A 12,375-nucleotide genomic window follows, 5' to 3' on the forward strand; every position below is an offset into this window, starting at 1 on the left:
CGCGTCGGTCCTCCATGCATTGTTCGTTGCCACACCATATTTACCGGCCTCGTCGCGTACACTATGGCTTTCCGGTAAAAATTGTTTTCATGCTTGCTACTCTCGAACGGATCGATCCCTACAGCGACGACATCGACCTGCTGGTCGAGTTGGTCTGCCACCTGCGCCCGCGTCAGCGCTGGGTGTGGCAGGACGCTGACGATCCGGCCCAGGCGGTACGCACGCTGACCCAGCTCCTGAAGGGCAATCCGACCCAGGCCTGGGCGCTGCGGCGCTACCTCACCACCCTGCTCGAGAAACGGCGGCACACCAGTCTGTACAGCGACATCGGCATCCTGTCGAACGACGGCTTCGTCACCGAACTCAAGAGCCGCATCGCCTACCGCTTCCTGCCGCCGGCGCTCGACAACCTGTATTTATCGGACGCGCTCGACCAGGTGCTGTACCGCGAGGACGACTTCGAATGGATCCGCGCGGTGCCCGACGACGAATGGATGCTGCTGTTCGACGTGATCGCCAATGCCCCGCCGCCGGACGACGACGCGCCCGACCGCGCGCGCGTGGTCACGCTCAAGGGCCTGCTGGACGCGATCCGCACCCTGTCCTGCCGCATCTGCGCGCTCGGCCTCGAGCCGCGCCTGGTGCACAGCTACAGCCAGATCGAGAATTTCGACTCGCCGTTCCTGATGCAGAACATCGAGGCCAACCGCTACCTCGATGATTACGCGCGCTATCTCGCCGGCGAGCGCGAGCGTCCCGACGACGCGGGCCACCTCCTGGTGATGCTCGACCAGTGCGAAGACGTGGTGCTCAAGATCCGGCGCCTGGCGCTGGCGAACGGCACCAGCATTGCCCTCACCTACCTGCTGGTGGCGGTGCAACAGAGCATCGACCGCCTGCAAAAGCTGCTGTTCCTGGTCGACGTCACCGACGAACAGAGCCCCACCCCGGCGCCGGCGCCGGCGCACCCGTCGGCCCATGAGGTCATGGACGAGCTGGTCATCGACGGCGAGGTGCTGCTGCCGGTGGCGCCGCAGGGCGACAATCCGGGCCAGCTGACGGTGCCCGATGCGCCGCTGCTCAGCCCGCGCCAGCGCGCCGCGATCTCGCTCGCCGAAGAATTGATCGAGGCCCATAACACCAAGTACCAGGTCAGCGGCCTGGTGCGCGACAACGTGCACCTGCTGGCGCGCAACGTCACCGAGAACGCCAGCCGCACCGGCGAGCACTATATCGCCGAAGACCGCAAGGACTTGCGCAAGATGCTGTGGTCTTCGTCGGGCGCCGGCTTCATCGTCGGCTTCATGGCGCTGTTCAAGATCCTGTTGGGTTACCTGAGGACGCCGCCGCTGGTCGAGGCTTTTTTGTTCAGCATGAACTACTCGCTCGGCTTCGTGCTGATCCACATGCTGCATTTCACGGTCGCCACCAAGCAGCCGGCCATGACGGCGCAGCGCATCGCCGCCTCGCTGCATCGCTCCGCGACCGGGCGCGGCATCGACGTCGACAAGTTGGCCGAACTGGTCAATAAAGTGTTCCGCACCCAGATGGTGGCGGTGCTCGGCAACGTGCTGGTGGCCTTTCCGGTGGCCCTGGGCATCGCCGAGTTCGTGCGCTGGTACACCGGCCACCACCTGGTCGACCCGATCAAGGCGCTGCACCTGCTCAACGACATCGACCCACTGCACAGCCCGGCACTGTTCTACGCCGCCGTGGCCGGCGTCTGGCTGTTCGTGGCCGGCCTGATCTCGGGCTACTACGACAACAAGGCGCTGTACACGCGCATGGGCCAGCGCGTGCGGCAGCTGCGCGGACTGCGCCGGGTGCTGGGCCCCGCGCGCCTGGCGCGGCTGGGCGACTATGTCGAGGGCAATCTCGGCGGCCTGATGGGTAACTTCTTCTTCGGCATCCTGCTCGGCACCACCGGCACCGTGGGCTTCCTGCTCGGCCTGCCGATCGACATCCGTCACATCACGTTCTCGGCGGCCAACTTCGCCACCGCCCTGGTGGCCCTGGACTACGGCATGACCTGGGCCCAGATCGCCAACGCCACCGCCGGCGTGCTGTTGATCGGCACCGTCAACCTCTTGGTGAGCTTCGGACTGGCGCTGTGGGTGGCGCTGCGCGCGCGCAATATCGTCTTTAAACGCTGGATCCTGCTGGTGCAGGCACTGGGCCGGCGCTTCGCCTATTCGCCTGTCGAATTCTTCCTGGGCCCGCGCCATCGCCAGCTGCCGCCGCCCGATACCGTGTACTCGAAGGGAACAAAATGAACAAGAAGCGCTTCGCCGCCTGGGTCGGCCTCATCGGTTTCGTGTGCGTGGTGGCTTCATGCAAGGCGCTGCCCGACCGCAGCACCATCGCCGGCGCGCCCGACAAGGCCGTGCCCACCGTCGCCACGCAACGCGGCGAGCTGCAGGATGGACAGGCGGCGGCGCTGCTCAAGCGGCGCTGGGCGCGCGCCTCGCCCGACCTGAAGCAACTGGCGGTGCTCGAAGAACAGGCGACCGGCGTGCCGCTGATCGCCGGCAACCAGGTCTCGCTGCTGTTCGACGGCCCGGCCACCATGCGCGCCATGATGGAAGCGGCCAGGAATGCGAAGAGCTCGATCAACCTCGAGACCTATATCTTCGACCATGACGAGATCGGGACCCAGTTCGCCGAGATCCTGATGCAGAAGCGCGCCGAGGGCGTCACCGTCAACATCATCGTCGACGGGGTCGGCACGCTGGCCACGCCGAAGGAATTCTTCGAGCGCCTGCGCCAGGCTGGCGTCAACGTGCTGGTGTTCAATCCGGTCGACCCGACCAAGCGGCCCGGCAGATGGGCGCTGAACAACCGCGACCACCGCAAGATCATGATCGTCGACGGCAAGGTCGCCTTCACCGGCGGCATCAACATCAGCAGCACCTATGCCAACAGCTCGCTGTTCCGCTCGAACAAACGCCCCGGCAAGGTCAACCAGGAAGACGTCGGCTGGCGCGACACCCACATCAAGATCGAGGGACCGGCCGTCGGCGCCCTGCAATGGGCCTTCATCGACAACTGGGTGCACCAGGACGCGGGCGAGCTGCCCGCGGTCGAGTACTTCCCCCAGCTCGCCCCGGTGGGCGAGAAAGTGGTGCGGGTGCTGGCCACCTCGCCCGACCGCGATTCGGAAATCTATAAATCGCTGGTGCTGGCGATCGGCGAAGCGAAGAAGTCGATCCACCTGACGGCGGCCTACTTCGTACCGGACCGCCAGATCGTCGACAGCCTGGTCGCGGCGGCCCAGCGCGGGGTCGACGTGCAGCTGGTGCTGCCGGGCGTGTCGGACCACGATTTCATCAAGTATGCGGGCGAGTCGTTCTACCACGAGCTGCTCGAAGGGGGCGTGCGCATCTTCCAGCTGCAGGTGGCGGTGTTGCACGCCAAGACCACGGTGATCGACGGCATGTGGTCGTCGATCGGCTCGGCCAATATCGACCGCCGCAGCTTCATCCACAACTACGAAGTCAATGTGGTGGTGCTCGATCCACACTTCGGGCGCGACATGGAAGCGGCGTTCAAGGAAGACCTGCGCCACTCGAAAGAGATCAAGCTCGAGGACTGGAAGCGGCGGCCGTGGGGCGACCGGCTGCGCGAGATGATGTCGAGGCTGACCGAATACTGGATCTGATGCGCGTAGGGCCGGTAACACGGGCCGGTAACACGGGGCGGCAATACGGGGACGGTTACAGTCCCGCCGCCAGCATCCCGTCGCTGTGCGGCGACCAGATGCTCCCGGCGCGCACGAATTTCTCGGTCGTGACCAGGGCGAACCTGCCCGCCACCACGTCCCAGCCATAGCGGTCGATCTCAACCCGCTGCGGCGCGACCCGCACCACGTTGAACGAATTGACTTCGCCGCGCCCGCGGGTGGAGGTGGCGGTGCCGGCCTGGACCACGAGCGCCGCATATTCGGCGATCTGGTAGCGCGCCGCCGTGCTGCCCGCGTGGCTGGCATGCATGTGGCCGGCCATCAGGATATCGACGTTCGTCTCGGCGAACACTTCCATCGCCATCGGCGCGCGCACCACGAGGTCGCGCTTTTCGAAGTGTTCCGGCAAATCGAAGGGATGGTGGGTGACGACGATGCGCGTGACCTGCGGCGGGAGCCCGGCCAGGCGCCGGCGCAGCCCCGCCACCTGGTCGTGGCTGATGCGGCCATCCTTGATAGTGAGCGAACGCGCGGTGTTGACGCCCACCACGGCGATCTCGTCGTCGATGAACGCGGGTTCGAGATCATCGGTGATGTAGCGCTTGTAGCGCGACAGGGGCCTGGCGAACCGGCGGAACACGTTGTACAGCGAGATGTCGTGGTTGCCGGGCACGACGATCTGCGGGCCGGGCAGCGAATCGAGGAAGGCGCGCGCCTGTTCGAATTCCTCGACCCTGGCGCGCTGGGTCAGGTCGCCCGAGATCACGACCACGTCGGCCGCAATGCGCTCGACCAGTTCGCGCAAGGGGCCGAGCAGCGCCTGGTCGACACGGCCAAAATGCAGGTCGGACAGGTGAACGAGGGTGCGCATCCGGGAATCTCCTTTTCTACAACGCTTATATCTCTTGTCGCGGCGCCCGGCCGGACGCGCGCCGCGCGCGCGCGGCCCGGCGCCGGTTCAGGGTGGCGACGCCGCCGATGCAGACTGCCAGCCAGCCGCAGCCCTCGGCCAGCGCGGCAAGGATGTCGGTCAGGTAGTGCGCGCCGAGGTACATGCGCGAGAACGCGACCAGGCCGATCATCAGCGCCGCCAGCACGAAGGGCAGCACCCGCCCCATCCATGACCCGGCATGGCGCGCGACATAGCAGGCCAGCAGGCCGTACAGCACGGTGGCGGCCATCGTGTGCCCGCTCGGGAAACTGTAGGTGCTGAGGGTGAGGATGGGCTCGGAGAAATGGGGGCGCGCGCGCTCGAAGGTATGCTTGAGCGCCACATTGAGCAGCATCCCGCCCGGCACGCTCGAGATCAGCGCCACGATCCAATAGCGGTGCCCGCGCCGAACCATCCAGACGCCGACGCCGAAGGCGATCGCGAGCACGCCGGGCGTGCTGTGGGCGTGGGTGACCACCAGCAGCGCGTCGCGCAGCAGGCCGCCCTGGCTGGCGTGCGCGTGCAGCCAGTTGGCCACCACCACGTCGAGCCGGGTGATCGGGGCGCCGGCATTGAGCGCGCCGGCCAGGTGGGCGAAGCCCGCCATCGCCAGCAGCAGGAACACGATCCCGACCGTGAGATGGAGCCCGTACGCGCCTTCCGGCGAGAAGCGGGCGGCGGCAAAACGGTGAAGACGCGGTAGGACATTGCTCATGGCATCGATTATGACTGACTTGGCGAAAAAGCCACACACACAAAAATTTACTGTATATCCGAACAGTAGCTGTAGATTTATACAGTAGTTGTGTTATTCTTTCCTTACTGCACAACCACTACGATTCAAGGAAACGAACATGACCACTCTGAACAGCTCCTTCGGCCTGGAACACGCACCTGTCCCCTTCCTGGCGCGCATTGGCCGTCGAGAAATTCTCGTCACCCGTGATTTCCGCAAGCGCTTCTATGCGGTCAATCCGGTCATCGAATGCGATACCGGCGTCGAGGCCGGCCACGTCGAGATCCTGCTGTTCCGCCGCTGGCTGCTCATTCTTTCCAAGGCACACTGATCCATCCTGGAACGATGCTGAAAAAGCGCATATGGTTGTGTGAATTTATTCGTTTTCTCTCTGTGGGTCGAGACCTTAGGCTATGGGTTCCCACCCTCCAGAAAGATAATAAATGCTTCGCACAACCTTCATCCGTTCGCTGGCAGCACTGACCCTGCTGGTACAGGCCCCGGCGTTTGCCGCCGACGTCAACCTGCTCAACGTATCGTACGACCCGACGCGCGAGCTGTACCATGAGTTCGACGCGGCCTTCGCCAAGCACTGGAAAGCCAGGACGGGCGACAACGTCAACGTGAAGCAATCGCACGGCGGTTCGGGCAAGCAGGCGCGCTCGGTGATCGACGGCCTGCAGGCCGACGTCGTCACCCTGGCGCTGGCCTACGACATCGACGCCATCCGCGACAGGGGCCTGATCAATCCGGGCTGGGAACAAAGGCTGCAGTACCGCAGCTCGCCCTACACCTCGACCATCGTGTTCCTGGTGCGCAAGGGCAATCCGAAGAAGATCAGGGATTGGAACGACCTGGTCAAGCCGGGCATCTCGGTGATCACGCCGAATCCGAAGACCTCGGGCGGCGCGCGCTGGAACCACCTCGCGGCCTATGGCTACGCGCTGCGCCAGCCGGGCGGCAATCCGCAGAAGGCGGCCGAGTTCCTGGGCGCCCTGTACAAGAACGTGCCGGTGCTCGATTCAGGCGCGCGCGGGTCGACCACCACCTTCGTCGAGCGCGGCATCGGCGACGTGCTGCTGGCCTGGGAAAACGAGGCGCTGCTGGCGCTGCGCGAGCTCGGTCCCGATAAATTCGAGATCGTCGCGCCGTCGCTGAGCATCCTGGCCGAGCCGCCGGTCGCCGTGGTCGACAAGAACGTCGACAAGAAAGGCACCCGCAAGGTGGCCCAGGCCTACCTGGAATACCTGTACAGCGACGAAGGCCAGGACATCATCGCCAGGAACTACTTTCGCCCGGCGGTCGACAAGTTCGCCAAGAAGTATGCCTCGCAGTTCCCGCAGATCAAGCTATTCAAGATCAGCGATCTGGGCGGCTGGACCGCGGCCCAGAAGACGCACTTCGCCGATGGCGGCATCTTCGACCAGATCTACACCAGGAAGTAAGCTGCCCGCGGCACGCGGCGCCCGCAGCACCCGCAGCATCCCCGTCTCCCCGACGCCGTTCCCGCCGCTGGTGGGGCGGCGTTTTTTTGTCGGATCCTGGCATGGGCGGCACCCGCCGCTCACCCGCGCGCCAGACAATCCCTTGAAATAGCAAACTCAGTCACGAAGTGAACAATTCACTAACTCGTGGCCCGCCGCGCATCGCCGACGCGAACGCGGCGGTCCTTCCCCGCACAACGAACAAGGAAAGGATCACCCCATGTCAGTCAAACTCCGCAGGATCAATGAGCAAGTCATGGTCATCACCGGCGCCACCAGCGGCATTGGCCTGTCGACCGCGCGCATGGCCGCCGGGCGCGGCGCGCGCCTGGTGCTGGCCGCGCGCGCCGACGACGCGCTGGACGAACTGGTCGACGAGCTGCGCGCCGGCGGCGCCGACGTCATCGCCGTCGCCGCCGACGTCGGCAAGATCGACGACGTCGAACGCATCGGCGACGCCGCCATCCGCGCATTCGGCCGCATCGACACCTGGGTCAACAATGCCGGCATCTCGATCTTCGGCCGCATCGAGGACATCGCGCCCGAAGACCACCACCGCCTGTTCCAGACCAATTTCTGGGGCGTCGTGAACGGCTCGCTGGAAGCGGTCAAGCGCATGAAGCAGCGTGGCGGCGGCGCCCTGATCAACCTGGGCAGCGAACTGTCCGACCACGGCATTCCGCTGCAGGGCATGTACGCGGCGTCCAAGCACGCGGTGAAAGGCTTCACCGATTCGCTGCGCATGGAACTGGAAAAGGAAGGCGCGCCGATGTCGGTCACCCTGGTCAAGCCGTCGGGCATCGACACCATGTTCGCAGTGCACGCCAAGAACTACATGGAAAAGGAGCCGAAGCTGCCGTCGCCGGTGTATGCGCCGGAGCTGGTGGCCGACGCCATCCTGTACGCGGCCCAGCATCCGAAGCGCGACCTGTTCGTCGGCGGCGCCGCCAAGATGAACTCGTCGGGCGCCCGCTTCCTGCCGCGCGCCTTCGACAAATACGTGACGGCAACCATGTTCAAGGGCCAGACATCGGACGCGCCGGCCGACCCGGGCCGCCGCGACGCCCTGCACAAGCCCGACCATACGCGTGAGCTGCGCGAGCGCCAGGGCATTTACCAGACCCATGAGCGCAGCCCGTACACCGCGGCGCAGCTGCGCTCGAAACAGATCACCACCGCCCTGCTGGGCGGCGGCGCGCTGCTAGCGGCCTTCGTCCTGAGTCGGCGGACGGCTCGTTAAGAACGCGGTGTCCTCCTCGGTCAGCGGCAGATCGGGGATGGACTCGATGCGGTCGGTATCGATGTCGGCGCCATCCTTGGCCACCGTATCGCGGCCGGCCGCGGCGCGTTCTCCGGTGCCGCCCATGTCGCTGTCGCCCGAGAAATCGGCGTCGCCGACGTCAGGTCCGGCGGTGTCGCCGGCGTGGCTGGCTTCAAGGTCCGAGGTCGTGCCTTCATCGAAGTCGAGCACCTGGTCGGGATCGAGATTGCCGGCAAAGCCCGGGCCGCCGACGACGTCGCTGCCGGTGTCCGAAATATCGCTCGGGCCGAGCGCGTCGATGCCGTGGCCCTTGCCCAGGTTGCGGTCCGGGCGTTCCGGGAAGTTGTCCGGATCGAGTGTGCTGGTGCCAGTCATGTTTGCCTCCATAAGTGTTGATGAACCATGGAGACAGAGTACTGAATTTCGCCGCCCCGTGTCGCAGCGCACGCCTGCGCGACCGGACTGCGCCCGGGTTCAGAACGCGCGCCGCATGCCCACGTTGAGCGAGGAACCGTTGCCGGGCTTGACGCCCAGGTGCGCACCGGCCAGGTGCTGGATGTGCGAATAGGCGGCATAGAAATCCATCCGGCGCGACATCGCATAGGTGGCGCCGACGGCGAGCTGGCGCGCATCGTTGTCGGCCGGATCGCGGTCGTTGCGGCGCACGAAGGATGCCAGCAGCGTGGTCTGGCGCGATACCGGCATCGCCACGCCCATCAGCACATCGCGGCTGTCGGTCGAGCGCGTGGCGGCGACGCTGGCGCCATACGGATTGTCGGGATTGAACAGCGGCGAATTGCCCCAGCCGCGGTTGGCGCTGTAGGCGGTATAGGCCGTGCCCCAGTCGAAGCGCATATTGGCGGCGACGATGGAATTGCGGGCCGCCATCGTGATGTCGACCTCGTTGTAGCGGGTCACCTTGGCCACGTTGCGATTCTGGTGGGCGGCCCGGATGTTGAGCGGGCCCAGGTTAACGCCGACCGTCATGCCCCAGGCGCGTCCCGACGGCGAGCCGTCGACGTCGCCCTTGCGCCACTTGGCGCCGGCGCTGACGCCGGCAAAGCGGCCTTCGAAGCCTTCGCTGTCGTCGGCGCGTATGCCGCGCGGCGCCGCCTGCGCCGCCAGGCCGCCCTGGAAGGGATCGCCGACTTCGTTCAGGGCGGTGTAGTCGACGTTGTACTGGCGCCCTGCGGTCACGCTGCTGCGCCACTCGCGCTCGGGCGAGCGCGCGATGCCGGATGCGCTATCGGGCTCGCCCTCGAGCATGAAGATCGACGACTCGGCCGGCACCGTCTCGGCGCGCGCGGTCAGCTGCAGCTGGCTCAGGCAGTCGGCCCCGCAGACGGCTTCCTGGATCGCCCCGGCGCCGGCGCCCTCCGCATACTGACGGGCCGGTTCGTTCTGCGCCGAAGCGCAGGCCGCGCTCCCTCCGAGCACGGCCAATGCGACGATGGACATTCTCATGGCGTCAATCTCTCCCTGACACCTACTATCCGCCTGTTATGGCAGCCTGATCTGTCTTATACCTCACATAAACGCGCGTTTCGGTTCGCGTTTGCCTGACTCATGACCCGGCGCATGGCCTGACGGCCCGCCTTGATCCGGCGCACGGCTCATGCGTTGCTGCCTACCGTACACCGAACCGTTAACGGAAGCAATCTTTACGACGATTCCGGCCGCATCGGCGTCAGCGGCGCAGCGCGGCGAACGCCGCCGGCTCCCATTCGCGCAGCGCCAGCAGCAGGCCGCTGCCGCGCCGCTGCGCCAGCGGTGCGGCCAGGCTTTCCTCGTGCAGCTGGGCGAAGCGGGCGCGCATCAGGCGCAGCTCGTGCTGCAGCTTGGCGCGCGCGCTATCGGTGAGCATCCCATGCGCGAAATCGAGGGTCTCGCCGGCGCCATCGAAGCCGCCGGCCACGAATTCGGGCATGCCCTGGCCATTGAAGTAGCGCCGGATCGGGCCGTCGGCCAGCCAGTCGAAGTCGCGCGCCACGTTGACGCGGATGCGGTTGCCGGGCAGAAGCGTGATCAGTTGCAGGCGGTCCAGGCGCAGCAGGTATTGCAGGCATTCCGCCTCGCTCAGCCGATACACGCCCAGCATGTCGAGCATGCGCCAATGGTTCAGCGCGCACACCGCCACCAGCAGCAGCTTGTCGTCCTGCACCAGCTCGCCCTCCTGCTCGACGCTCAGGGTGCGCAGGCGGCGCTGGCCGTTCTGGGCTTCCTGCGCGATCTCGGCCAGGGTAAAGCCGAGCAGGCTGCAGATTTCCACGATGCGCTCGAGCGTGAACTGCTCGCTGGCGAACAGGCGCTTGATGCTCGGTTCGGACAGGTCGAGCGCGACGGCGACGTCGCGGTAGGTCAGGCCCTGCAGCTTCAGCTGGCGCTTGATGGTGGCAATGATCTGGCTGATCTGGGTCATGCTGGGAACTCGGGGGACGAGCCGGAACCGGCAGCGGTCGCCACGGCATGCCGGACCGGCGCTGCGGCCAGCCTGACGGCGTTCTTGCCGCCGCGCTTGGCGGCGTACATGGCCTGGTCGGCGCGCGCCAGCCAGGCGTCCAGGTCGGGCTTGTCGCCGGGCGCGAACAGCGCCACGCCGATGCTGGCGCCCACCGTGACCTCGGTGGTGCGCAAGGCATAGGGCTCGCGGATGCAGGTGAGCAGCTTGCGCGCGGTCTCTTCCGCGTCGCCCGAGGTGGCCAGCATCTCGAGCACCACCACGAATTCGTCGCCGGCCAGGCGCGCCACCAGGTCGGTCTTGCGCACGGCCGCCGCCAGGCGCGCTCCGAACTGGCGCAGCAGCTCGTCGCCTTCCTCGTGGCCGTGGGTGTCGTTGACCGCCTTGAAGCCGTCCATGTCGATGAACAGCAGCGCCGCCGGCATCGCGCTGCGCGAGGCCCGGGCCATGGCCTCGGGCAAGGTCTCCATGAGCGCGCGCCGGTTCGGCAAGCCGGTCATCACGTCGCGCAGCAGCAGCGCATTGAGCTCGGCGGTGCGTTCGGCCACCGCCGTCTCGAGATGTTCGTTCATCCGCTGCAGCGCGCGCCGAACCTGCGCTTCGCTGCTGACCAGATCGCGCATCGTGCGCGACAACATGTTTGCTTCATGAAAGCCACGGATCTGCGGGATCTCCGGCAAGTCTTCCCCGCTCGCCGTCGCCTGGGTCACCCGTTCGATCGCCTGGCCCAACTGGGCCATCGGCTGCGCCAGGCGGCGTGCCAGCAGCGCGGCCGCGAGCACCAGCAGCAGACCCAACAATGCGCTCCAGGCCAGCATGCGACGCTTCAGCTCGCTGGCGCCATGCAGGGCTTTTTCTTCATCCTGCCGCACCAGCACCGACCACTGCAACGTGGCCGGGTTGCCGGCATGGCCGGTCTGGCTGAATCCGGTGAGATAGGTGCGCCCGTCCGGCCAGGCTTCGCGCAGCGCACCGGTGTCGCCCAGGGTGGCGCGGCGCAGGCTGGCGGTATCGATTTTCTGCTCGAGCAGCTCCTGCGGCCCGAGCATGACGGTGCCGTCCGCGCGCACGACCAGGATCTCGGCGCCGTACTCGCGCAGCGCCGGCGTGAGCAGCATGCGCGCCTGGCGCCGCGCCCATTCCCAGCTCAGGTGCAGGCCGAGCACGGCGAACGGCTTGCCCTCGTGGCTTAACACGGGCGTCGACACGTCGACGAAGCGCCAGGGGTCGGCCCTGTGCGGCATCAGTTTTTCCAGCAGCAGCGCCGGATGGTAGTCGCTGGCGCGCACGCCGTCGCGGCCGGCATCGAACCAGGGGCGCTTGCTGACGTCGTTCCCCTCCAGCAAACCCTTGGTCGAGGCCACCACCTTGCCATTGGCATCGGCCATGCCGATCCAGGCGTAGTCGGGGAAGGTCTGCTGCAGGCTCTCGAGCATGACGCGCGCGGCGGCGGGATTGCGCGCCTGGCGCACCGACGGCAGCGCGGCCAGCATGCGGGCGTCGCCGACGGCCTGCTCCACGACGCGATTGAGCGCATCGCGCATCTGCCACGACAGTTGTTGCAGGCGCAACTCGGCTTCGGCATTCGCCTGGCGCACGGCGAAATGGTTCACCACTGCCAGTTGCAGCGCCACGGTCAATGCCACTGTGATGCACACTGCCAATGTCATCAAGGTGGAGAGACGGAATTTGCAGAGCAGATCTTGCATAAGAGATTTGCGAGAGCCTAATTGTTCAGTGCCGTGCGATCATTTTCCTCGCCGTAGCTGGCCTTTGTTCCGAGCAAAGGCTATGCTCGACGACTTGATTGCTGGGTTCAGCAGTCC

The 12,375-nt window shown here is 66.3% G+C and carries 11 protein-coding genes; 5 read left to right on the plus strand and 6 right to left on the minus strand.

The window, feature by feature from the left end; all coding sequences use genetic code 11:
* Positions 1-89: 89 nt before the first annotated feature.
* Positions 90-2,273 (plus strand): site-specific recombinase, encoded by a 2,184-nt coding sequence (locus ABIB38_RS19300; RefSeq protein ID WP_429206322.1) that lies wholly within the window; start codon positions 90-92, stop codon positions 2,271-2,273.
* Positions 2,270-3,658: a cardiolipin synthase gene (gene cls / locus ABIB38_RS19305; RefSeq protein WP_429206323.1), complete on the plus strand. Its 1,389-nt coding sequence runs from the start codon at positions 2,270-2,272 to the stop codon at positions 3,656-3,658. Before ABIB38_RS19300 ends, cls begins: the two co-directional genes overlap by 4 nt.
* A gap of 55 nt (positions 3,659-3,713) precedes the next feature.
* Here the strand turns inward: cls and ABIB38_RS19310 are convergent, their stop codons facing one another.
* Positions 3,714-4,550 (minus strand): metallophosphoesterase family protein, encoded by an 837-nt coding sequence (locus ABIB38_RS19310; RefSeq protein ID WP_429206324.1) that lies wholly within the window; start codon positions 4,548-4,550, stop codon positions 3,714-3,716.
* Between the two features lie 25 nt (positions 4,551-4,575).
* Positions 4,576-5,325, minus strand: a complete 750-nt coding sequence (locus ABIB38_RS19315) for a phosphatase PAP2 family protein (RefSeq protein WP_429206325.1) — start codon at positions 5,323-5,325, stop codon at positions 4,576-4,578.
* Between the two features lie 139 nt (positions 5,326-5,464).
* Between ABIB38_RS19315 and ABIB38_RS19320 the strand changes: the two genes are divergently transcribed.
* The 3 genes from ABIB38_RS19320 to ABIB38_RS19330 all read left to right on the plus strand — a co-directional run bounded on the left by ABIB38_RS19320 (position 5,465) and on the right by ABIB38_RS19330 (position 8,070).
* Positions 5,465-5,677, plus strand: a complete 213-nt coding sequence (locus ABIB38_RS19320; RefSeq protein ID WP_005671379.1) for a hypothetical protein — start codon at positions 5,465-5,467, stop codon at positions 5,675-5,677.
* A 112-nt stretch (positions 5,678-5,789) separates the two neighbouring features.
* The gene (locus ABIB38_RS19325; RefSeq protein ID WP_429206326.1) at positions 5,790-6,791 is read left to right on the plus strand and encodes a sulfate ABC transporter substrate-binding protein; all 1,002 of its coding nucleotides are present in this window, start codon (positions 5,790-5,792) and stop codon (positions 6,789-6,791) included.
* 259 nt (positions 6,792-7,050) lie between these two features.
* Positions 7,051-8,070, plus strand: a complete 1,020-nt coding sequence (locus ABIB38_RS19330) for an SDR family oxidoreductase (RefSeq protein WP_429206327.1) — start codon at positions 7,051-7,053, stop codon at positions 8,068-8,070.
* On the opposite strand, the gene ABIB38_RS19335 is transcribed toward ABIB38_RS19330, so the two are convergent.
* From ABIB38_RS19335 to ABIB38_RS19350, 4 genes are all read right to left on the minus strand, one after another.
* Positions 8,032-8,466 carry a hypothetical protein gene (locus ABIB38_RS19335; RefSeq protein WP_429206328.1) on the minus strand — a complete coding sequence of 145 codons (435 nt, stop codon included), beginning with the start codon at positions 8,464-8,466 and terminating at the stop codon, positions 8,032-8,034. The two genes, ABIB38_RS19330 and ABIB38_RS19335, sit on opposite strands and share 39 nt — an antisense overlap.
* A gap of 99 nt (positions 8,467-8,565) precedes the next feature.
* Positions 8,566-9,555: a porin gene (locus ABIB38_RS19340; protein WP_429206329.1), complete on the minus strand. Its 990-nt coding sequence runs from the start codon at positions 9,553-9,555 to the stop codon at positions 8,566-8,568.
* 223 nt (positions 9,556-9,778) lie between these two features.
* The gene (locus ABIB38_RS19345) at positions 9,779-10,510 is read right to left on the minus strand and encodes a helix-turn-helix domain-containing protein (RefSeq protein ID WP_429206330.1); all 732 of its coding nucleotides are present in this window, start codon (positions 10,508-10,510) and stop codon (positions 9,779-9,781) included.
* Complete coding sequence (locus ABIB38_RS19350) at positions 10,507-12,207, minus strand: diguanylate cyclase domain-containing protein (protein ID WP_429206331.1); 1,701 nt, start codon at positions 12,205-12,207, stop codon at positions 10,507-10,509. The genes ABIB38_RS19345 and ABIB38_RS19350 overlap by 4 nt, the downstream gene beginning before the upstream one ends.
* Positions 12,208-12,375: the final 168 nt, after the last annotated feature.

The organism is Massilia sp. UYP11 (assembly GCF_050434805.1).
In the GTDB taxonomy this organism is placed as follows: Bacteria; Pseudomonadota; Gammaproteobacteria; order Burkholderiales; family Burkholderiaceae_D; genus Telluria.